Raw genomic sequence first — 22,898 nt, forward strand, 5'->3', positions numbered from 1 at the left:
GAATTCCATTCGTCAGGGCAGGCGTATTTTTACACTCATTGAGATCCTCCTCTTTAGTGCTTAGAAAATAAGGACTTAAGTCCTTACTACGAAATTGCTTACGTATAAATTTAAACTTGACACACTACTAGCGCTGGTAAGCCTTCTTAGGTTGCCCTCATCCCCTAACCCCTTCTCCTAAGTTGGGAGAAGAGGAACTAGAGGGGATTTAAGTACTGTGGCGCGGTTAGTTATTACACAACCTTTGTGTTCGCGTAGGGTTTCGTAGAGAGGGCGAATGGCAAAAGTCAGGTTATCCCATCCTGCTGAGACCTGAGTTGTGTCTCTGGCTGACTTGAGCCAGCAGGCAGAGCTTTATGTTCAGATGCCGAAGCTCCATTAGGAGAATCTGGAGGCTTTGAACCTCCCGATCGCTTCTGAGAAAATATAGCCTGAGCCAGGGTTTTGACTAAGATGTAAAGAATTGGCACTAAGAACAAACTCAAGAACGTTGAAAGCATCAGCCCTCCAAAGAGCGCTGTCCCTAAAGACCAACGGCTGCTGGCTCCAGCCCCTTGAGAGATCACCAAGGGCAAAAATCCTAACAGCGCTGCAAAGGAAGTCATTAAGATGGGTCGCAGACGTTCTTGCCCTGCTTTCACCGCCGCCCGTGTGTAGCTCATACCCTGCTCATGCAGCTGATTGGCAAATTCCACGACTAAAATTGCATTCTTTGCTGCTAAACCAATCAAAGTCACCAGACCTACCTGGCAATAGATATCATCCACTACTTTGGGGAAAAGGCTACTTGCCATGAAAATATTGGAACGTAGCCAAATCGCCGTCATCGCTCCCAAGACTGCTAAGGGAACCGTCAGCAAAATAATCAGCGGGTCAATGTAGCTCTCATACTGAGCCGATAGCACCAGAAAGACAATTATGATTGCTAAACCAAAAATCAGACCTGTAGCTCCCCCAGATGTCTTCTCCTGCAGATAAGTCCCTGTCCACTCGTAACCAAATCCCTGAGGCAAAACCTCTGCTGCAACTTGCTCCATCGCTTTAATTGCTTCTCCAGAACTAGAACCGGGAGCAGGAGCGCCCTGGACTTTGATTGACCTGTACAAGTTATAATGCGAAATGGTTTTCGGCCCCACAAAGGGAGTAACTTTAACCAGATTGCTCAACGAAATCATCGCCCCACTTGCAGAGCGAACATACAGCTTGCCGATATCGTCTGGATTAGAGCGGAACACTCCATCTGCTTGGACATATACTCGATACTGTCGCTGTCCCTGCACAAAGTCATTCACATATTGCGACCCCAAGTAACTTTGCAATGCCCCAAAAATGTCGTTGAGATCGACGTTGAGAGCTTTGGCTTGATTGCGGTTCACTTGGATGTCAAATTGCGGAGTATCTGCGGTGAACTGAGTGAAGACTCGTTGTAAAACAGGTTTTTTATTTGCCGCCGCAATGAATTTGTTAGCAGTATCAACCAGGGTTTGAATCGGCGCACTTCCGGTTTTGTCTTGAATGATAAACTCAAAACCACCCGTAGTACTTAGCCCTCTAACCGGAGGAGCATTCACAGCGATCGCTCTTGCATCTGTAATTGCAGAGAGCTTTTTGTTCATCCTCTGAAGTATTCCATAGACAGACTGAGATTCTAGAGTTCTCTCTTTCCAGGGTTTCAGGTTAGCAAAGGCAATGCCTAAATTAGAAGCATTACCATCGAAACCAAAGCCACTGATCATAAAACTAGCTTGAACTTCGGGAAGCGATGTTACTTCCTTAACAACCCGCTCCATGACAGATTCAGTGTATTTCAAAGAAACCCCATCAGGCCCCTGGACAACTACAAAGAAGTAACCCTGATCTTCCTCTGGAATAAATCCAGTAGGCACTGCTCTGTACATCAAAACTGTTGCTACTAAACCAGTGATGAAAACCCCAATTACAATCGGCTTGACATGGGTAAGGTAGCTAACAAACCCGACATAGCGGCGTGTGAACCAGCTAAATCCCCGATTAAACTGCGTAAAAAACCAGCCTAAAGGGCCCCGTGGAGTCTGAGCTGGGCGCATCAGGATGGCTGCTATAGTCGGAGAGAAGGTTAAGGCATTGAAGGTCGAGATGCCAATGGAGCAAGCAACAGTTAACGCAAATTGTTTGTAGACAATCCCAGTAGTGCCCGGAATGAATGCAACTGGAATGAATACCGCCATGAGTACAAGTGAAGTGGCAATGATTGCTCCAGTTAACTCTTTCATAGCTTCGACAGCAGCATCATAGGGCCTCATGCCCTGCTCTAATTTGACTGCAACTGCCTCCACCACAATAATGGCATCATCAACGACGATACCGATCGCCAGGACGAAACCAAATAAGGTCAGTGTATTAATCTGAAATCCTAATACCAACAGAGCCGCACATGTCCCAATCAGGGAAACGGGGATCGCAACAGTGGGAATGATCGTGGTCCGCCAGTCTTGCAAAAAGACAAAAATTACCAAGACCACCAGAATAATCGCCTCAACCAGAGTGTGTAGAACTTCTTCTAAAGAAATTTCTACAAATGGAGTGGTATCAAATGCCAACTGTGCTTTTAGTCCAGGTGGAAAACTCTTCGATAGTGTTGCGATCTGCTCTTCAACAGCATGGGCAACGTCCAGGGCATTACTACCCGGAAGTTGATATATCCCCAAACCCACGGCTGCCTTGGGAGTATTTCCTGGTAAGGTGAATTTGGCATCAGCGAGATAGCTCTCTGCTCCCAGTTCAACTCGACCGACATCTCTGACCTTAACTAAGGTGCTATTAGTGTTGCTATTAGTGGTGCTATTAGTGTTGCTATTAGTGTTGCTATTGGTGCCACCTTGACTTACCTTTAACACCATATCCTCAAATTCAGCCGCATCTTTAAATCGGCTGGTTGCCCGTAAAGCAAATTCAAAGCTTTGATTATCTGGTGCTGGTTCCTTACCAATCGCCCCTGCACCCACCTGAATATTTTGTTCTTGCAGGGCAGTTACCACATCTTGAGGAGTTAGTTGATGTTGGGCAAGCTTGTTGGGATCAAGCCAAAGACGCATGGCATATTTGCGCTCTCCAAAAATCGTAGCTTTTCCTACACCAGGAAGCCGTTTGATCTGATCGAAAATAAACAGATCAACATAGTTACTAATAAAAATGTTGTCATACTCATTATTTTCTGAGTAAAACCCAAAGACGAGAAGCAGACTGCTCGATGCCGTTTCAACGGTGACACCTGTTCGTTGAACTGTATCTGGCAATTGAGGGTCAGCAAGGGCTTGTTTATTTTGAACGTTTACTTGAGCAATATCGCTATTGACATTAGTTGGAAAGGAGACAGTTATATTGCTAAAACCATCATTACCCGTATTAGAAGATATATAAGATACATCTTTAACACCATTAATTTGTCGCTCAATAATGTTGGTGACAGTACTTTCTGTTGTTTGAGCATCCGCACCAATATTGTTGGAGCTAACGGTGATTTGCACCGGGGCAAGGTCTGGTAGCTGAGAAATCGGCAGGATCGGAATACAGATGCTCCCCAGCAGCAAAATGATGAACGTACAGACCGTCGTCAGGACTGGACGTCTGATGAAGGTATTGACAAACATAAATCAAGGAAAAGTTCAAGACTCGTTAGTAAGGTAGTAGCTTTTTATTAATATAAGAATTTATTAAGGTTTAGTGTAGGCGATCGCGCAAAATTAGTTACAGAGTACTGGATATTGGGCATGTTTTCCCTGAAGTTGACACCAATGTACACCAATGTAAAGATATAACCTCCTACTGTGTGTTGTATCTAACCGATAAACCTCTGCCAATACGGTTTGGTTAATCATCCCACCATCTGCGGCGACCCCCTTAAAAAGTGGGTAAAAAAAGGCTTATGAGCAAGCCTTTTTCAGGGGTGTCACTTGCTCCCCTTGGAGGGATCTTCAAAATCTTAAACCGTTAACCGAACCGCATTGAAACCTCTCCAAGAAGGACAGGGATGCGGAAAAATTTTTCTTAGCTGAAAGAGGCAGATTCAAAGCCTCTCTCTGGTAAAAGAGAGGTCATTTGGGTTAATTAACTGAAAAATGCGGTAATGAATTAAAATTTCTAATTATCTTTGCTATTACCCTGAAAATTTAACAAATGATCATCATTCACCCAAATTGCTTGTTGAGGCACAGAAATGGAAATTTCAGCTTGGTCTAGGGCAACTTTCAGGCGGCGGCGAAACTCCCGTGCTACATCCCATTGTTTGAGAGGCTGTGTTTTAATCCATACACGAATAATTAAACCGCGATCGCCAAATTGATCTATTCCCAAAACTTGCGGCGGCTCCAAAATTTGAGGCTGCCATTGTACTTCTTGATTCATCTGAGAACCAACAGTTTCAATCAATTTCAAAGCCTTTTCTGTATCGGCTTGGTAGGCGATCGGGATTGTTAAATCGGCTCGTGACCAACGACTAGAAAGATTGGCAACAACTTTAATTTCACCATTGGGAATCGTGATCAAGCGCCCTTCCGAATCCCGCAGTTGGGTCATCCGCAGATTCAGATTTTCTACTAAGCCTCCCACGTCTCCCACAGAAATCACATCGCCTAAAGCGTACTGGTCTTCTAGAATGATCAAAAAACCGTTAATCGCGTCTTTAATTAAGTTTTGTGAGGCTAGAGACACTGCAACACCAACTAAACTGACACCCGCTAGCAAGGGAACAATATCTATCCCCAATGCCACCAGCGCTAGCAAGAAGCCTACTCCTACCCAGATGCCAGTAGCGATGCTTTTAGTCACGCCAGAAAATGTGGAAACTCGCAATTGCAGCCGTTCAGAACTTTCTGGTGTCAATAAAGCACCACTGCTGATCAAAGTGGTGGTGAAGCGGTCAATCAGGGCGTAGGTCAAACGGATCGCTACATAGGTTCCCAAGAACACGACACCTAATCGCAAAGGAAATTGGGCGGCTGTGAGAATTCCTAGCTGAAATGGTCGTGTATAGGGAAATAGACCCAAAATAAAGAAACTTCCACCTCCCCAAATTCCGGCTTGAGTTAGCTCAAACAATCGTCTTTTGACTTCTTGGAGATGCTGCTTTTGCCGTTGATTCAATTGTGTTGCAATTGGTTGAGCTGCTGCTACTGCTGGTGAAATTGGGGAGTTTAGGGGCCCTCTGGGGGGTTGGGAGGCAATGAAGTGTAATAAATGGTTTTTGGAACGCCTTTGCCAGCTATATACCCCCCAACTCATGATCATCATTGCCAGTCCAATGCCCGCAGCAATTTTACCTTGGTCAATTAAAGATTGAGTTTGTCTTTCTTGCTTTGCTTGTTCCAAGTCATCTGGTAACGAATTCTTTATTTGATCTGCCGATGTCCATATATCTACCTCTCGCAATCCAGCATCCTCAGAAGTGATCGTCATCAGATATTGGTCGTTGACATAAATTACTGGTAAGTCGTTTACTTTGCGAACTTCGACTTCTGTTTTTTTGGATGACTTAATGTAACTTTGGCTAATTTTCTCCAACTTCTTTTGAATATCTTCTGAACGCTCAGGAAAGTTGGCTTTTGATGCCGCTATCTGAAATAACCGCCGACCATCTAAATAAATCCAGCCTGAAACAATTCTATTATTTGAATCATTACTCACACTGCTGGGAGTTTGCAACTGCGGTAAAAAAGGAATCTGGGCTGTGGCTTTTGGCACAGATACAACGGCTATGGCCATTGAACTAGCGATCGCTAAAAATTGAAAGCGCACTTAAACACCTCCTTGAGTAAAATCTACTATTGACTGCTTCTATAACCATCCTCCGCAATTACTTTTTGTAAATGTACCTATCTAAAGTTGAAGTTTTACCATTAGATGATTAAATTGTAATATTTTTTATATTCTCTATCTTTTGATAGATGACAATATACTTTAATTAGTATGTTAAACTGAGAAGAGTCTCACTCTTACCAAAGATAAAACAAAAAGGAAGAAGCTGGGAATGAAGTTGACATTCCGCTGATCAAACGTCAAGCTAGTTTTGAGGACTATTGACCGTGCCAATTTAAGATTTTAGATTTTGGATTTTGGAATTGAAAATTGGTTTAAGCCCCACCCCTTGTGGATGGAACAAATCCAATCATCCGCTCGATAACCCGCTAACACTGCGCTATCGTCAATATGGTCTGTTTCAATCCAAAATTGCAAATCTAAAATCCAAAATTGTTTGACTAGTAGTTTGCTAATTCCAAGCAAAAATTGCCAGTAGTAGAATAACCTAGTAGAGTGCGTAAACTTTACGTAACTTTTTTAATTTTTTGAGGTAACTTTTGATGACCGCAACTTCTCCCCGATTAAAGCACGAGGTTAAAGACCTCGGCCTAGCTGCCTTGGGAAGACAGCGCATTGAATGGGCTGGACGCGAGATGCCAGTTTTGCGGCAAATCCGCGATCGCTTTGCCCAAGAAAAGCCCTTTGCTGGCTTAAAGCTTGTGGCTTGCGCCCACATTACAACCGAAACAGCACATTTGGCGATCGCTCTGAAAGCCGGTGGTGCAGATGCGCTTCTAATTGCTAGCAATCCCTTATCAACGCAAGATGACGTAGCAGCTAGCCTCGTCGTCGATCATGAAATTCCTGTCTTTGCCCAAAAAGGCGAAGATAACGCAACTTACAGCCGCCACGTTCAAATCGCCCTAGATCACCGCCCCAACGTCATTATTGATGACGGTAGCGATGTGGTTGCCACATTAATCCAAGAGCGCCAACACCAAATTGCTGATTTGATTGGCACCACTGAAGAAACCACAACGGGAATTGTGCGCCTCCGGGCCATGTTCAAAGATGGCGTTCTCACCTTCCCCGCAGTGAATGTCAACGATGCTGATACCAAGCACTTCTTTGATAACCGCTATGGTACTGGACAATCGACCCTAGACGGCATTATCCGCGCCACAAATATTCTGCTGGCTGGTAAAAACATTGTCGTAGTTGGTTACGGTTGGTGTGGTAAAGGTACAGCCCTCCGCGCCCGTGGTATGGGTGGTAACGTGATTGTTACCGAAATTGACCCGATCAAGGCAATTGAAGCTGTAATGGATGGTTTCCGCGTTCTGCCAATGGCAGAAGCTGCTAAAGTTGGCGACTTGTTTGTTACAGTTACTGGTAACAAGCACGTAATTCGCGCCGAGCATTTCGATGTGATGAAAGACGGTGCGATCGTTTGTAACTCCGGTCACTTTGATATTGAACTTGACTTGAAATACTTGGCTTCTCAAGCTAAGGAAATCAAGGAAGTGCGTCCCTTCACCGAAGAGTACAAACTACAAAGTGGTAAATCAGTTGTCGTTCTCGGACAAGGACGTTTGATTAACCTAGCTGCGGCTGAAGGACACCCCAGCGCGGTTATGGATATGAGCTTTGCCAACCAGGCTTTAGCTGTTGAATACCTTGTGAAAAATAAAGGTAAGTTAGAACCTGGCTTGCACTCAATTCCCATTGATGTGGATAAAGAAATTGCCCGACTCAAGTTGGAGGCGATTGGAATTAAGATTGATACGCTAACACCAGATCAAATTGAGTACACCAATTCTTGGACTACTGGAACTTGATGATTGATTAATTGATTTTTTGGGATAGGCTTTTGGGCTTATCCCTTTTTTTATTCGTTTTATGTTATGGATTTATTTAACGAACCACGAAGGTGTGAAGAGCGCGAACGAAGAAAGGAAGAAGAGTAAATATACGATAGCTTATAATAGCGCTGGTTTTCTCAAGATTACAAAGAATGCTGTATCACCCAATATTTCACTAGATAGACACATCTACTCACATATACCAAAATCACTCTGATGGATCTCCTTGATATATTACGTTCTAAAATTGATTCGCTTGAAGATGGAGATCATATACCTGGATTAAAAGCAGTTCTTCTTCATATTGAAACTGCTTCTCGTCATCTTCTGCGTGGTCAAAAGCAAAATGAGGAAACGGCTTTTACTGACTCAATCTACCGAACTAACCAAGCATTTGAAGGTAGTCTTAAAGAAGCTTATAGAGTTTTAGCTAGTAAAGATCCTGAAAGAGAGCGCCCTTATGATATTGAACAATATTTTGAGAAGAATAAAGTTTTTCGCCAACGAGTTTTAGCTCAGTTCACTAATTATAGAACTGAATGGAGAAATCCTTCTAGTCACGATTAAAAACTTGATTTTGATGAAAATGAAGCATTTTTAGCAATTGTTTCTGTATCTGCTTTCGCCTGTCTCGTACTTGACCAAATTTCTGAGTGTCTATCTTACAATAAAATAAAACTAGAAACTGAAACAAAACATTCTGGCATTAAAACACGACTTTCAAGTTATGAAGGGAACATTTTGGATTTAACAGCTGAATTGCTAAAAGAGTTTTCACGTCAACATTGGACTGGTAGCAATGAAAGTGCAAGACAAACTGAAGCAAAAATTATTGGTGCTTTGTCAGGGTTTTTTGCTTCAGCTGCTCCTAATCTTGAGGTTCGTTCAGAAGTAAAGCTTACATCTAATTCATCTATAGATTCACGAAAAGTTTTAAGAGTAGATTTAATTGTATCCAACAAAAAAGAGCAAGTAATCATTGAGTTAAAAGGAAGCAAACAAGGATATCGTAGTGGTCTTTTACAACTAGAACACTATATGCGTGAAAGCAACATTCTGTGGGGAATTCTCTATATCTACCTTTATAAAAGTGGGGAGTTAGATATAAACCAGCATCTTTTACCAGAAATTAATGGTCGAATTCTAGCTTTAACACCCAGTGAATGGATAAGATAACATCATGCTGTACAAAATAGCTTCTTCAAGTGTTCGCTGAATTTATCAAAAATTAATACTGACACTAACACTCAGGGAATACAATTTGCGTCTACACAGACAAAACCCGGATGGTGCGGGGGTTCAAAAATATTGTTTTTAGTCCACGCAGGTGGACTTTGTTTGTATAGCCGCGATTTCTAATCGCCAGGACTTTTCAAAAACCAAAAAAATGCTCATCATTAATCATTAGGAGGATGCCAATTTAAACTAATCCAAATTGCTCTAGCTTGTACAATATCTTCATTATTTAATCTTAAAGCTAAAACCGTTGCTCTTCCACAAGCAGTTATCCCAATAATATGAGTGCCACCATTTGCCCACTGAAAATGATATAACCATCTTTGTTGACGAGGATTAAACAAAGATACAGACTCATTATTTACAGGCTCATTAGCAGTTGTTTTTGCTCCTTTAAATTCATTGCAGCGATAACAACAAGCAGATAAATTTTCTCGTTCATCACTTCCCCCTAATGAACTAGGCAAAATATGATCCATAACTAAAGGCATACCTATTAAACGGCTAGATGTGCGACAGTATTCACATTTATATCCAGCCTCATTAATAACTTGTTGACGAACCGATTTGGGGATAGATGACACTGGGATTAATCTACTAATTGCTGAAACTCTGGAATAGAATAGCCTTGCCATTTTAAAAGTGCATAAGAGTATGCTTTTTTTAGCATTAAATAATCAGCACTTACTCGGAGCGATCGCAACAATAATCTATCTGATTCACTTAATTGATTATTTTGATTTTTTTCTAAAAGTTGTAAATGTAGTTCTTGTTGACTTTCTGTAACTTGACTTTGACCAATAGTTAATAAATCCTCAATCGTTAATTTTCGCATAGCGATTAATTCTGCTTGTAATTCCAGTGGTGCATAATCAACAGCAGGAGGAGCATTTGTTTGGTTGGTCATAATTTTTGTAAGAATTACTTAATTTTTAGTATAGCTAAACCACACTTGCTCAGGGGCAATTTATGAATTGCCCCTACCTCAAAATCAGCGTTTCGGCTATTGTTTGTGTAAGTCGTGTTCACTTTTCGCTGTCCGGCTGAAGACTCGATAGTATAGCCATGTACTAGTTTCCTTCAAGGGAAACAGCAGATAGGTGAGAGGATTTATTGTCACAATAATATTTCGGAAGTCTCGCCGAGCCAAAAATAAGATCGCACGAGCAACTTGTTGTGCAGACATCACTCCATAAGGATTCAGTTGACTCTTAAATGGGCCAAGAATTAACTTGCGAATTACACAATCCCCGTCCAAACGCTTGAGGGTAACAATATCTCCTAACGCTCTTTTGCTGAGTTCATAAAGCGGACTCAGCGCTGGAGACACCTCGGCCTCAGAAGTGTTTACCCAAATTTCCTTCGTTGCTTTTGCTTGTGAGCCTGTCACAGTTGTCAAAAATACATCCATCAACCGCAATGCTGAAAAGGTATTTACCTCATAGGAGGAGTTGATGGCCTCTGGTGTGCGGCTGGCGTAAACATTGATTCCGTGGTTGATAATTAAAATATCTACTTTCTCTAAACTATCCCTCAGTTCAGCTTCATTACCTAACTGCCAGGGAACCACTTTCACCCCAACTTGCTCTACTAATTTTTCTGGATTGGTGGTTAATGCGACGACTTTAGCATTATTCTTTACAAGTTCAGCCGTTAATGCTTGCCCCAATGCTCCTGATGCTCCGGTTAAAGCGATGGTTTTCCCCTTGAGAGACAGTCCTGTACCAAGAATTTTATCCACTAGGGGAAAGACACCACTGTAGTAAGCGTTGACATCATCAAAATGATGCCGCCAATGGTAAGACCGATTCACCCACCAAATGGATGGAATTGTCTCTAAAGGGCCAGGTAGGTGGTTGTAATCTGTATCAATTTTTCCCTGGAAATATCGCACAGACGCGCCATATAAGAAGGTGCAAGCATAAACTACTCCCAGCCATAACCCCATTTGCTGGACAATTAAGGCAATTACCACCAATACCACCAGCAGTAGACTCGACTCTAAAATGTCGTGATAGAGTTGGGATTCTTGATAAACTTTCAGCGAAACTACCGATAAATCGCGGCGATAGGCCATGTGGTGCTTGTTGTGCCATTTAGCAAGCCAATTGACTTGGTGACACAAAGCATGGTAACTGTCTCTCAAGACCTCAGCGAGTAAAAGTGAAAAAAGTCCCCAAGTAGCAAACTGTAAGCTGGCATTTAGCCAAACCCAATTAATTTGTAATCTTGCTTCAATTCCAATCAAGTTTTCAGCTAGCATTTTTATCACGTTTGTCTATACTCGTTTTTCTTAATCATTCTTCATGATCATCTGATAAAGGTGCATTAAGGTCGAGCCTAGAGCAAACAAAAATCAAATAGACTTATTGTCATCCTACCAACTACCCCTATTTAGCCACAATATCCCAGTTGACTTTCAGATAGCCAGGTTCAATATGGGTAAAGTGTTTGCTCAACTGTTGATGTGCTTTTGGTAGGGCGTGGAACGGAATTGATGCGTATAAATGATGCTCTGCATGAAATGGCATATTCCACATGAAAAATCGCGCCGGACAGAGGGTTAGCGTTGTGCGTGTATTGGTAAGCAGATTTGCGTCAAGAGTGCAACCTGTATGTTCTGCCAGCAGAATAAACCGGAGAATTGGTTGACCGACAAGCATGGGTAGCAGCCAATAGAGGAAAAACCAAGGCTGACCAACTGCAATTGAGATAATGATCGCACCTGCATAAATACCTAATTGCCAACGTGTGGAGCGAATAACTTCGGCTCGTGCTGCTTCTGGCACAAATGGAAAATCGTCAAATTGAGCAGTTGCAACCTGAAAATGCCCACGTATTTTACCCCACCACCACGGTAAACCGCTAATTATCAACAAGTATTTACCCCGGTTGCTCGGTTTGGGATCGGTCAATTCCGGATCTTTGTCAGGAACGCGAGTGTAGCGATGATGCCACTTATGATAACGACGAAAAAACGTGCTGTTGTAAAATGAGAGCAAGCCGGAAAACCAAGCTACAGCATCATTGAAACGATTGTTAGCGAAAGCTGTTCTGTGAACACATTCATGCATCGGTGCAAACATCGAAGCCAGACTGAAGCCGTAGATTACCAGTGCTGGTATAGCCACCGACCAATTGCCAAAGTTTGTTGCCCATAAGTAGCCACTCAAACCCATAACAGTGAGATGAAAAGCCAGTTGAACTAGTCCTTTGGAGTTGGAGCGATCGTTTAGAAGACTTAATTCCTGTATAGTGAGAATTTGGTAGAGTTTTTGCTCATTATCAGCTTTGCGTTGCAATAATTTAGATTGAATAATTGCTTTATTAGACATAATTTTAAGTAGGTCGGCGTAGGTTCGCTTCTAACTGCTGAATGCTGACTCGTGAATTCTGACTCCTGCTGTAATTTTAATAGATACCGTGAATTTAGCTGACCACACCAGCGCGAAAAATTTGTTCTGCGGTTAAATTCAACTCTGGGAAAGTTGGTGATTGGATACGGTCATTACCTCGAAATTTATTAATTAGATACTCACCTTCTTCTAAACAGCAAACCAAGATAGTAGGTTGCTTTGGCTTGCCAATAAATTCCCTACCACCCAATGCGGCATAGTCCACAATCCAGTATTCAGGAATTCCCATTTGTTCATAGTCAGCGTATTTTTTGTGGTAATCATCACGCCAATTAGTACTCACTATCTCTACCACTAAAGGAATAGATGAGGCAAAGCTTACAGTAGATGCTTTTTTCCATAGAAGTTCGTTTACTAAATTGGGCTGATTTAGTATCAGGACATCTGGTGAATAAGCTGATTCGTTTTCGAGTGGTTTGACGAATACCGTTTTTGGGATGAGATAAGGAAGATTTAAGCGGTCTAATTCAACACTAAGTTTTCTTACTAAAAATCCAACGACCTCTTCATGGTCGCCTGTTGGTTGTGCCATCTCAACAATTACTCCATCATGCAGTTCATAACGTCGTTGTGGGTGATCTGGGTATTGAGCAACAAATTCATCGAATGTAACTAGTTTGCGTAAAGCTTGAGTCATGGCTTTATTCCTCAGGGAGGGAGAGCATACTTCGACTGCGCTCAGTAACCAGGGAGCAGGGGAGGCAGAGGAAAAGAAAAAGGTTTATTCTTCTAAGCGTATTGCACCAGAGATAGGGACACAAGGATGCGGAGAATATTTACAATCAGTAATTAATAAGACTCGTGAATGAGTCTTTAATACTCGCTGACGAGTCTTTGATACTCGTGAATGAGTCTTTAATACTTGCTGACGAGTCTTTGATACTCGTGAATGAGTCTTTTATATGGAATATTCTAGTTCTTACACTCTCAAGTATCACACTACGGATTTTCGATGTTTGGAGACTGTAGATTTACGATCGCACCAACCACCCAACCCAGGCGATCGCAATTATGGGAAAGTTAATGGAAGTGAACTTTCAAAAATAACTATGATACATAAAAAACTCCCCTCTGGAATGAAGGGAGTCAAGAGTTAGTGATTAAAAATTAGCTTTACTGGCTGAGTAATCCAATAGCCATTTCCAAGTGAATTTTAGCTTTGTGTAAGTTCAGCAGGTTCTCTTGGTCATACCTATCTGGGTAATTCATTCTTTTACCTTCCATTGTGATTTTGATCAGTGCTGCTTGCTCATCAGTGGGTGAGTTCATCTCATCTATCACTCCCTCAAAAAACTGAATAACGCTCAAACCGGGAGATTTTAATCCCTTTGCTTGTCTTAGCTGCTGTAATGCTATTTGGGGGAATACCAGCAAAGATGTGATGTATGAAACTTTGTATCCGGGGTTTCCTGTTGGCTTGATACCGTATCGACGACATAAGTCACGTAACTCTGGAACAGTTTTGATTTCAAGTTGCGATCGTGTAAACATGGAATTACCATTTCTCAAAAGTGGTATCAGTGGGTAACAAGTTTCGTTGGCTTACATACCCACTGATTAATCATTAAACACATGCTTCCTTGTGTTTCAGAGATTATTTTCATATTTATATACAATGCCTAATCCCAAAGGGAACCCGAAGAGTTTAAAACCGTTTACCACAGATAGAGAAGAACCGTTGACTGAGAAAATGAATATACGTATGACTAAGGAAATGAAGGAAGAGGTACAGCAACAAGAGAACCCTCCTGAGTTTTGCAGAGAAGCTATCCAAGAGAAGCTAGATAGAAATAAAGGTAAGAGTAACCCTTAATCATTTGATCAGCCGCAACAGGAGCAAAAGCATTCCACCCTGACCCCCTTGTGCTAGATAATGGTGACGGTGTTGGAAAGAGCTAGAGAAGATACCGTTGATAACTTTTCACTTTCTTGATGATAAGCCCCATTAATTAGTTTTCAGTGAGGGCAGCATCTGGCTTTTTAGCTTTTGTAATTCATTTGCCAACATGAAAAGAGCTGCTTCAACCCGAAAAAAGGAATTGAGGAAACATGACTTTAGTAACTCACCGTTTCATCGAAACCAACGGCATCAAGATGCATATTGCCGAACAGGGGCAAGGTCCATTGGTCATCTTGTGTCACGGCTTTCCAGAATGTTGGTACTCCTGGCGGCATCAGTTATCGGCATTAGCTGAAGCAGGGTTCCACGCAGTAGCACCAGACCAACGTGGCTATGGGCAGACCTCAATACCGGAACCAATTGAGGCATATCATATTTTCCAGTTGGTAGGTGATATTGTTGGTTTGGTTCATGCGCTGGGTGAGGAGCAAGCAATTATTGTTGGACACGATTGGGGTGCGCCCGTTGCCTGGTATTGTGCCCTACTCCGTCCAGATATCTTCCACGCTATCTCCCTGCTAAGTGTGCCCTATCAACCCCGCAGTTGGTCAGACATTCGACCGACAGAAGCAATGAAGTTGATGGCAGGCGAGCAGGAGTTCTATCAACTATACTTCCAAGAACCAGGTAAAGCTGAGGCGGAACTAAAGTCTGATGTTCGCGCTACTATACGTTCAATTCTCTACTCCGCCTCAGGAGATCCACCACCAGAAAAACGTTGGCGCTTCCTGTTTAGCAAGTCGGAGAAGCCAATAGACACAAGTTACGCATCGGAGCAACTTCCGGCTTGGTTAACAGACCAGGATATCGACTTTTTCACCTCTGAGTTTGAGCGGACTGGTTTCCGAGGCGGGTTGAACTGGTATCGAAACATCGATAGAATCTGGGAACTAACACCGTTTCTGTGTGGCGTAAAGCTGCACCAGCCAACATTGTTTGTGGCGGGAGAAGCAGATGCAGTGATCACAATGTACCGTGAAGCATTCGACACCCTAGAGGAAAACGTGCCCAACCTGAGGCAGAAAGTATTGCTACCAAAGGCTGGTCATTGGATTCAGCAAGAACGCCCAGTCGAAGTTAACAGATTGCTCATCGAGTTTCTAACAAACCTCCAAATCAACAAGTCGATTACCTAAAAGTTAGTAGAGAAGGCGGTAGCCTGCGGCAAGCCACTACGTGTCTACGATAAATTAAGCTTTTGGGCGATTTTTGCGTAAGTCCTAATCAATTGAAAACTGTGGATTTGCCTTATCTAACGACAAGCTGCTACGCGTCTACGCAATCATGGTATTAAGCAAAGAGGGTTGAAGAAGAATGCAGAATTCAGAATTGGTGAATTCTGAACAAGAAAATGGGGGATTGGGCGGAAAGTCTGAGCGCAGGTTTCCTCCGATTAAAACTTTCTAAGACGATCCGCCACTTTCTTGTAGACAAAATAGCAAGAAAAAGAGCAAGTAAGTCTTTTCTTAGCCCCTATAAAGGATTAAGCATTGATTTGCAGCACGATTTTGCCCCGGACATGACCGCCCTGACTCAATTTCTGAGCTTGACGGGCTTCAGACAAAGAAAACGTCTGAGCAACAATCGTCTTAACCTGCCCGGAATCGAGTAAACTAGCAATCTCCTCCAGCAGCGAGGTCGAGGGTTTCATATTCATCATCTCTGCACGGATACCTCGTTCTTCAGCTTTTTGAGCATCGGGGGGAGCGGCAGTTGAAACCAGAATGCCACCCGGCTTCACCACTGAATAAGACCGCGCTTGTGTGTCACCGCCTAAGGTATCTAGAACTACATCAACATTCTCAACAACTTGTTCAAAGGGTGTGGCGTTATAGTCAATCACTTGATCTGCACCCAGAGATTGAACAAATTCTACATTCGCAGCTGAGGCAGTTCCAATAACGTGCGCTCCTTTCCATTTAGCAAATTGCACTGCGAACATGCCAACTCCGCCCGATGCAGCATGAATTAGCACGGTTTGACCTGGCTTGAGATCAGCATGATCAAACAGCCCTTGATAGGCAGTCATTGATACCATCGGCACTGATGCCGCTTGGACAAAATCGAGCGAATTCGGCTTGAGCGCGATCGCATCTTCTGGAGCCGTTGCGAACTCGGCATAAGCTCCCATTCCTAATTCGCCATAAACTTCTTGACCGACTTGGAACGCTTTGACATCCGCGCCGATCGCTTCCACAATACCTGCGACATCCATTCCCGGCGTATATGGCAAAGGCATTGGAAAAGCCTCTTTGAGATAGCCTGCCCGGATTTTCCAATCGATCGGATTGATTCCAGCCGCCTGAACTCGAATTAGTACTTCATTGGGTTGTGGTTCGGGTTGTGCGATCGCTTCTAGCGTCAGCACGTCTGACTCGCCATAGTTATGAATGCGGATTGCTTGTATCATATTACTCATCCAGATTGTTATAAACTGTCAAAAATGATCCAATCCTGAATCCCTTGGGTTTTCAAAACGGTTTGAGCTTGTTGAAGTTCATCGTTCGTTCCCTCAAGGACTATCAAATACTGTCCTTGTGCTAACCGCTCGTTGTAAAGCTTGACTTGCTCATCTGGGATGTTCGTGCCGATCGCAGCTCCGAGTAAGCCGCCTGCTACAGCTCCATAAAACGCTCCAGTCGCCAGTCCCACCGAGGCAGCTCTTGCTCCAGCCAAGACGATCGAGCTAATGCCTGGAATCGCTAAGGTTATTAGTCCACCTCCTAAAAAGCCGATAATACTGCCCCAACTTCCAGCATCTAATGCACCATGCTCGATCCGCTCGATCGTGCGATCGCGGACAAATTGAGTTTCAGACTGTACAGTTGCCTCTGTTGCTTTAAGCGTCACATCTTCTGAGTTGACGTGTTGAGCAACAACTGAAACTTTGTTCATCGGAAAATCAGCCGCTTTAAGTTGATCAAGGGCTGACTCAGTGTGTTGGCGATCAGGAAATATCCCAGCTGCATTTTTATGTTCTAGCGCCATATTTAATGTCCTGGTTGAAAGTTTGCGTAGGCACAGCCCGCCGCAGGCATCGCAAGCCCAATTAATGCTTACGAATTACTTTTCGAGGTAAGAAAATCAATAAGCAAAAAACCTCCTTGGGTTTACTGATTACTGTTAGTTATATTAAAGCCAAATGCGGAGCAAGGATGGCATCAGAGTGTAATTAACTTTATGGTCAACCTTTTAAAACCTTTTAAACCGCGTCCACCTTGAAAACTGTAGTTTTTTCCGTATGAAAAGAAAAAACTTTCATCCCCCAGCCCCTTCTCCCAATATTGGGAGAAGGGGAGTCAAAAAGAAATCCCTCTCCCTACTTGGGCTACGGTATACACACAAGTATGACCAGCATAGGTTTCAATTCTAGTTGTTTCGTAGGGTGCGTTATGAAGACGCCAAAATAACAAATGCGTTCGTCGAAATAACAAATGAGTTCGCCGAAATAACAAATGAGTTCGCCGAAATAACAAATGAGTTCGCCGAAATAACAAATGCGTTCGCCGAAATAACAAATGCGTTCGCCGAAATAACAAATGCGTTCGCCAAAATAACAAATGAGTTCGCCGAAATAACAAATGCGTTCGCCGAAATAACAAATGCGTTGCCTAGCAAGAACCGCAGGCATCGCCATGATTGCAACAATTTAGCTTTGTCTACGCCAGCGTAACGCACCCTTCTCCTATGGTTGACGCTACGCATAGCAAGATCCCGAAAGGTACGGGTGACGCTCCTGGTCGCTCTAAGCGAACGCGAACAGCGTCTCGTTGGCGCAGCCTCTCGTAGAGAAGCCGTGCCGCAGGCTTTACGCTGCGCTAACAGCAGTCGCACAGAATTCAATTTCTTTTTCTGGCGACTGATGCCTTTATTCTTTGTTGTTAATTACGAATTATGCTGACTGTTTGCGCCAATTGTGTTTTTTAAGCTTTGTTTGCCAAGACTCCATGTAGGTGTAGAAAACGGGCGTTAAATAAAGTGTGAGAAACTGCGAGAACACTAACCCCCCAACTACTGCTAAACCAAGGGGGCGGCGTGTATCTGCTCCGGCTCCCAAACCGAGGGCGATGGGCAGCGTACCCATGAGTGCTGCCATTGTCGTCATCATAATTGGGCGGAACCTCACCAAGCAAGCTTCATAGATAGCATCATAAGGGGTTTTGCCGTTTTGACGGGCAATAATCGCAAAGTCAACCATCATGATGCCGTTTTTCTTTACAATGCCAACCAGTAGGATAATGCCCACGAAGGCGTAAATATTCAAGTCAACTTGAAATAGCAACAGGGTCAGCAGTGCCCCAAATCCAGCGGAGGGCAAGCTAGAAAGGATAGTCAGGGGGTGAATAAAGTTCTCGTAGAGAATCCCCAACACGATATAAATCACGAAGATGGCAACCAGCAGTAGCAGTCCTAAGCTCTGAATTGATGACTGGAATGCCTGCGCTGAACCTCGGAAGCCTGTACTAATAGTTGGTGGCAGTGTTTGACGAGCAAGTTGCTCAATCTTCCCAGTGACGTTACCGAGTGACACTCCTGGCTTGAGATTAAAGGAGAAGGTGACAGAAGCAAGTTGCCCTTGATGGTTTATAGTCAAGGGGCCCACATCTTTGGTCAAAGTTGCTACAGCGTTGAGAGGTATAAGTTGTCCACTGGGGGCACGAACTGAGAGTAAATCCAGGGCATTGGAATTTTGTTGATATTTTGGTTCCACGCCCATAATTACTTGGTACTGGTTATCGGGGGCGTAGATGGTGGAAACTTGGCGAGTACCATAGGCATTACTCAGGGCAGTTTCGATTTGATTGGCGGTCAAACCTAGAGCTGAAGCTTGGTCACGGTTGATGTTTACTTTTACTTGCGGATTTTTGATTTGCAAATCGCTATTGACATCTTGTAAATCTGAGAGCGATCGCAGTTTTTCTTCTAAAAGTGGAGCGTACTGGTAAAGTTCCTGAATATTGGGTGTTTGCAGAGTAAATTGATACTGCGCTTTTGTCTGTTGTCCACCGACATTGATGGCTGGGGGATTTTGCAAGAAAACTTTGATTCCAGGTACACCTGACAACTTCGGTCGAAGTTCTTGGACAACTTCATCAGCACTGAGACGGCCTTGAGCGCGGGGCTTGAGTTCGATTAAAATTCTTCCAGTGTTAGCGGAAGCATTTGGCCCACCTGCCCCGACGCTGGAGTTGATAGAATCGACATTCGGATCACGGTAAGCGATCGCAGCTATTGCCTGTTGATGTTTTACCATCTCATCAAAGGATATATCCTCTGATGCCTGAGTAGTTGCAGTGATTTGTCCAACATCTGCGTTGGGAACAAACCCTTTAGGCACAATTATAAATAGATACACTGTCGCTACAAGAATCGCTCCTGAAATCACCATCGTTGTGCGGTGATACTTGAGTGATTTCTTCAAACTCCAATCGTATCCGCCCAATATCACATTAAAAACGTTTTCTGAAAAGTTGTAGAGACGACGGTTAAAATTTTTAATTTTGGATTTTAGACTTTCCTGCGGAACGCTACGCGTAGCTTGCTTCCCCGTAGGGGTACGGCGTGAGCGCTCAGTCGAACGATTTTGAATTTTGGATTGGGAATTGAGAATTTCTCCCTCATCTTCCCCTATTTCCCCTGCTTCTTCTGCTTCGTGATGTTCTTCACTCTCTTGCTCATGATGAGGTGGACTCAAGAATCTTGAACACAGCATTGGCGTCAAGCTGAGGGAAATTACGCCAGATACCAAGATTGCAACGCTAATAGTAACAGCGAACTCACGGAACAGTCGTCCCAGAATGCCTTCCATGAACAGTATAGGGATAAATACTGCTACTAAGGAAATGGTCATAGATAAAATTGTGAAACCAATTTCTGTAGAACCATTTAGGGCTGCTTCCATCCGGCTTTCGCCCATCTCCATGTGGCGGACAATGTTCTCCAGCATAACTACGGCATCATCAACCACGAAACCTACTGAAAGGGTCAACGCCATCAGTGACAGGTTATCGAGCGAGAAGCCCAATAGCACCATGACCGCAAAAGTCGCTACTATCGAAAGCGGTACTGCCAAACTGGGAATGAGTGTAGCAGAGATATTGCGGAGAAACAGAAAGATTACCAGCACCACCAGGGCAATGGTGAGCAACAGCGTGAATTGGACATCATCCACCGACTCGCGAATTGACTGGGAGCGATCATAGAGAATATCTACGTTCACAGCCGCCGGAATCTGTGTCCGAAAGGTGGGTAGCAGTTTCTTGATAGCATCCACTACTTGAACGGTATTAGTTCCCGGTTGGCGCTGAACTGCCAGAACGATCGCCCGGACGCCAGAATTTTGGATTGAGGATTTCTCCCCTGCTCCCCTGCTCCTCTGCTCCTCTACTTTTCTGCTCCCTGCTCCTTGCTCCTTACTCTCCTTCTTGACAGGAAAATACCAGCTTGCTATCTTGTCATTTTCCACACTATCCAAGACTTGACCCAATTCTCCTAGCTGCACTGGTGCGCCGTTCTGATAAGCCACACTTAGGGAGCGATAGCTGGCAGCATCGTTGAGTTGACCGTTTGCTTGGATCGTAGAATTCTGTTGCTGACCGTAAAGTGTCCCGGTAGGCAGATTGACATTTCCGTTAGCGATCGCATCAGCTACTTCATCAATTCCGATTCCCTTTACACTTAGTGATTCGGGGTCAAGCTGAATCCGTACCGCATACTTTTGGGAGCCGTATACCTGCACTTGCGCCACTCCATCCACCATTGACAGGCGTTGTGCCAGCAATGTTTCAGCATACTTGTCTACAGTTGAGAGGGGCAGAATAGATGAATTGAGGGAGATGTAAAGAACTGGCTGATCCGCCGGATTCACCTTTCGGTAAGACGGCGGATTAGGCATATTTGTGGGCAACTGCCTCGCTGCCTTAGAAATAGCAGACTGTACATCTTGTGCTGCCCCGTCTATATCCCGATTCAGGTCAAATTGCAGCGTAATCTGGGCACTACCCAAAGAGCTGGTAGAGTTCATTGAACTCACTCCCGCTATACTAGAAAACTGCTGCTCTAAAGGAGTTGCTACCGAGGCAGCCATCGTTTCTGGACTAGCTCCGGGCAGATTAGCTGTTACCTGAAGTGTCGGATAATCCACATTGGGCAGATCGCTAACGGGTAGCTGTTGGTAACTGATCAGCCCAAATATCAAAATGCCAACCATAACTAGAGTTGTCATGATTGGACGCCGGATGAATAGCTCGGAAATGTTCATTGCGCTCCCTGCCTCTTGCTTCCTACTTCCGGTTTCACTTGGACTGTGGCACCAGCTACTAGGTTGAATTGTCCATCAGTAACTACTTGCTCACCTGATTTCAACCCTTGCTTGATCACCGTTTCGTTCTTAACGGTGTCACCGACGCTAATTGGACGCATTTCTGCTGTTTTGTCGGGTTTGACTACATACACAAACTGCCCCTGCTGTCCACTCTGTATCGCCTGAGAAGGAATAATAATGGCATTTGGTTCTTCGCTCAGTTTGAGGACTACATTGACAAACTGCCCTGGAAAAAGTCGCTCGTCAGCGTTGGCAAAAGTCCCCTTAAGTTGAATCGTACCTGTTTGGGTATTGACTCCACTATCAACAAAGGTGAGTTCGCCTCGTACCGGATGCCCTGCATCTTTAGGAGGTAAAGCATCGACTTCTAACTTGCCGTTAGCACTGTATTTTTTGATGTCTGGCAGCAGTCGTTGAGGAATCGAAAAGTTGACGTAAATCGGGTGGATTTGGCTAATCGTAATCAGCGAATCCTCGGCATTTGCAGCATTTGCCTTGACTAAGTTGCCTTGAGTTAGTTTCAAGCTACCCGTGCGTCCAGCAATTGGTGCGTAGATGGAACTGTAGGAAAGCTGAACTTTGGCATTGTCGATCGCAGCTTCATCTGATGCTACTGCTGCTTTGGCATTTTGTACATCTGCTTGGGCTGCCGCCACCGCTGCTTGGGCATTTGCTACTCCACCTTGATCTGCCTTCACCGTCGCCTGTTGAGCCTCAGCAGTAGTCTGGTACTGTTGAGCCTGTTCTTTACTGATTGCCCCTTGCTTGAGCAAACTAGTATAACGTTGAGCTTGCACATCTGCATTTGTTGCCTGCGCCTTATCCTTGACTACATTCGCTTTTGCTTGGTTCACATCGGCAATGGATTTGAGCACATTTGCCTGTGCCTGTTTCACCAGCGCTAAATCTTTGGCTTTGGCAGCATTAGCTTGCATCAGCGCGGCTTGTAGAGGGCGGGAATCAATTTTAAATAACAAGTCTCCTTTGTTAACGTTCTGTCCTTGCTGAAAATAGACGCCAGTAAGTTGTCCGCCCACCTGAGACTTGACAGATACCGTGGAATATGCTTCTACTGTTCCCGTAGCCGATAGTTGTATTGGAATCGTTTTTTGAGTCGCAGTGGCAACCACCACTGGCACAGCTCGTTTTTTTCCTGCTTCTTTTCTACTAGATTCGGCTTCGGAAGCATTACAGGCACTACACAAGTAGGCCAGACTTAATATAAATAGCGAGAACCGCCCTCTTTGAATAATGCTCTGAAAACGAGGAACAGTTTGAGCAGCCAAGGACGAAGGCTTTTTCGTCTGAATAGGAGCTAAACAGCGCATATCAACAATCTGGGGGAAAGGGGCAAGCACAGACACGTACTAGCTTGTCGTTAGACA

19 protein-coding genes are annotated in these 22,898 nt (G+C 43.9%); 7 read left to right on the plus strand and 12 right to left on the minus strand.

Features of this window, described 5'->3' with window-relative positions; genetic code table 11:
• Positions 1–287: 287 nt before the first annotated feature.
• Both V7K46_RS02640 and V7K46_RS02645 read right to left on the minus strand, forming a co-directional pair.
• Positions 288–3,629: an efflux RND transporter permease subunit gene (locus V7K46_RS02640; protein ID WP_335110775.1), complete on the minus strand. Its 3,342-nt coding sequence runs from the start codon at positions 3,627–3,629 to the stop codon at positions 288–290.
• A 490-nt stretch (positions 3,630–4,119) separates the two neighbouring features.
• Positions 4,120–5,772: a mechanosensitive ion channel family protein gene (locus V7K46_RS02645; RefSeq protein ID WP_335110777.1), complete on the minus strand. Its 1,653-nt coding sequence runs from the start codon at positions 5,770–5,772 to the stop codon at positions 4,120–4,122.
• 563 nt (positions 5,773–6,335) lie between these two features.
• Here V7K46_RS02645 and ahcY point away from each other — a divergent pair.
• The 3 genes from ahcY to V7K46_RS02660 all read left to right on the plus strand — a co-directional run bounded on the left by ahcY (position 6,336) and on the right by V7K46_RS02660 (position 8,813).
• The gene (gene ahcY, locus V7K46_RS02650) at positions 6,336–7,613 is read left to right on the plus strand and encodes an adenosylhomocysteinase (RefSeq protein WP_335110779.1); all 1,278 of its coding nucleotides are present in this window, start codon (positions 6,336–6,338) and stop codon (positions 7,611–7,613) included.
• Between the two features lie 240 nt (positions 7,614–7,853).
• Positions 7,854–8,204, plus strand: a complete 351-nt coding sequence (locus V7K46_RS02655) for a hypothetical protein (RefSeq protein ID WP_335110782.1) — start codon at positions 7,854–7,856, stop codon at positions 8,202–8,204.
• A 174-nt stretch (positions 8,205–8,378) separates the two neighbouring features.
• Positions 8,379–8,813, plus strand: coding sequence for a hypothetical protein (locus V7K46_RS02660; RefSeq protein ID WP_335110784.1), 435 nt, complete (start codon positions 8,379–8,381; stop codon positions 8,811–8,813).
• Between the two features lie 221 nt (positions 8,814–9,034).
• Here V7K46_RS02660 and V7K46_RS02665 read toward each other — a convergent pair whose 3' ends face one another.
• From V7K46_RS02665 to V7K46_RS02685, 5 genes are all read right to left on the minus strand, one after another.
• Positions 9,035–9,457, minus strand: a complete 423-nt coding sequence (locus tag V7K46_RS02665; RefSeq protein WP_335110786.1) for an HNH endonuclease — start codon at positions 9,455–9,457, stop codon at positions 9,035–9,037.
• A gap of 5 nt (positions 9,458–9,462) precedes the next feature.
• A complete protein-coding gene (locus V7K46_RS02670) occupies positions 9,463–9,780 on the minus strand; it encodes a hypothetical protein (RefSeq protein ID WP_335110788.1) in 318 nt (105 codons plus the stop codon).
• 96 nt (positions 9,781–9,876) lie between these two features.
• Complete coding sequence (locus V7K46_RS02675; RefSeq protein ID WP_335110790.1) at positions 9,877–11,136, minus strand: bifunctional sterol desaturase/short chain dehydrogenase; 1,260 nt, start codon at positions 11,134–11,136, stop codon at positions 9,877–9,879.
• Between the two features lie 127 nt (positions 11,137–11,263).
• The gene (locus tag V7K46_RS02680; RefSeq protein ID WP_335110792.1) at positions 11,264–12,208 is read right to left on the minus strand and encodes a fatty acid desaturase family protein; all 945 of its coding nucleotides are present in this window, start codon (positions 12,206–12,208) and stop codon (positions 11,264–11,266) included.
• A gap of 94 nt (positions 12,209–12,302) precedes the next feature.
• Positions 12,303–12,926 carry a Uma2 family endonuclease gene (locus V7K46_RS02685; protein ID WP_335110794.1) on the minus strand — a complete coding sequence of 208 codons (624 nt, stop codon included), beginning with the start codon at positions 12,924–12,926 and terminating at the stop codon, positions 12,303–12,305.
• 265 nt (positions 12,927–13,191) lie between these two features.
• Between V7K46_RS02685 and V7K46_RS02690 the strand changes: the two genes are divergently transcribed.
• The gene (locus V7K46_RS02690) at positions 13,192–13,386 is read left to right on the plus strand and encodes a hypothetical protein (protein ID WP_335110796.1); all 195 of its coding nucleotides are present in this window, start codon (positions 13,192–13,194) and stop codon (positions 13,384–13,386) included.
• A 16-nt stretch (positions 13,387–13,402) separates the two neighbouring features.
• Here the strand turns inward: V7K46_RS02690 and V7K46_RS02695 are convergent, their stop codons facing one another.
• A complete protein-coding gene (locus V7K46_RS02695) occupies positions 13,403–13,780 on the minus strand; it encodes a hypothetical protein (protein ID WP_335110798.1) in 378 nt (125 codons plus the stop codon).
• Positions 13,781–13,904: 124 nt separating this feature from the next.
• On the opposite strand from V7K46_RS02695, the gene V7K46_RS02700 reads away from it, so the two are divergent.
• A complete protein-coding gene (locus V7K46_RS02700) occupies positions 13,905–14,102 on the plus strand; it encodes a hypothetical protein (protein ID WP_335110800.1) in 198 nt (65 codons plus the stop codon).
• Between the two features lie 236 nt (positions 14,103–14,338).
• Entirely contained in the window at positions 14,339–15,325 is a 987-nt protein-coding gene (locus V7K46_RS02705) for an alpha/beta fold hydrolase (protein ID WP_335110802.1), read from the plus strand.
• 347 nt (positions 15,326–15,672) lie between these two features.
• On the opposite strand, the gene V7K46_RS02710 is transcribed toward V7K46_RS02705, so the two are convergent.
• Both V7K46_RS02710 and V7K46_RS02715 read right to left on the minus strand, forming a co-directional pair.
• Entirely contained in the window at positions 15,673–16,599 is a 927-nt protein-coding gene (locus tag V7K46_RS02710) for an NADP-dependent oxidoreductase (protein WP_335110804.1), read from the minus strand.
• A 17-nt stretch (positions 16,600–16,616) separates the two neighbouring features.
• The gene (locus V7K46_RS02715) at positions 16,617–17,177 is read right to left on the minus strand and encodes a DUF1269 domain-containing protein (RefSeq protein ID WP_335110806.1); all 561 of its coding nucleotides are present in this window, start codon (positions 17,175–17,177) and stop codon (positions 16,617–16,619) included.
• A 397-nt stretch (positions 17,178–17,574) separates the two neighbouring features.
• Here V7K46_RS02715 and V7K46_RS02720 point away from each other — a divergent pair, with 397 nt between their 5' ends.
• Positions 17,575–17,862 carry a hypothetical protein gene (locus V7K46_RS02720; RefSeq protein ID WP_335110808.1) on the plus strand — a complete coding sequence of 96 codons (288 nt, stop codon included), beginning with the start codon at positions 17,575–17,577 and terminating at the stop codon, positions 17,860–17,862.
• 219 nt (positions 17,863–18,081) lie between these two features.
• Here the strand turns inward: V7K46_RS02720 and V7K46_RS02725 are convergent, their stop codons facing one another.
• Together V7K46_RS02725 and V7K46_RS02730 are read right to left on the minus strand one after the other, a co-directional pair.
• Positions 18,082–21,450 carry an efflux RND transporter permease subunit gene (locus V7K46_RS02725; protein WP_335110810.1) on the minus strand — a complete coding sequence of 1,123 codons (3,369 nt, stop codon included), beginning with the start codon at positions 21,448–21,450 and terminating at the stop codon, positions 18,082–18,084.
• Positions 21,447–22,877: an efflux RND transporter periplasmic adaptor subunit gene (locus tag V7K46_RS02730; protein WP_335110811.1), complete on the minus strand. Its 1,431-nt coding sequence runs from the start codon at positions 22,875–22,877 to the stop codon at positions 21,447–21,449. The genes V7K46_RS02725 and V7K46_RS02730 overlap by 4 nt, the downstream gene beginning before the upstream one ends.
• Positions 22,878–22,898 lie beyond the last annotated feature (21 nt).

The sequence above is a fragment of the Nostoc sp. genome, assembly GCF_036917395.1.
Classification (GTDB): Bacteria; Cyanobacteriota; Cyanobacteriia; order Cyanobacteriales; family Nostocaceae; genus Nostoc.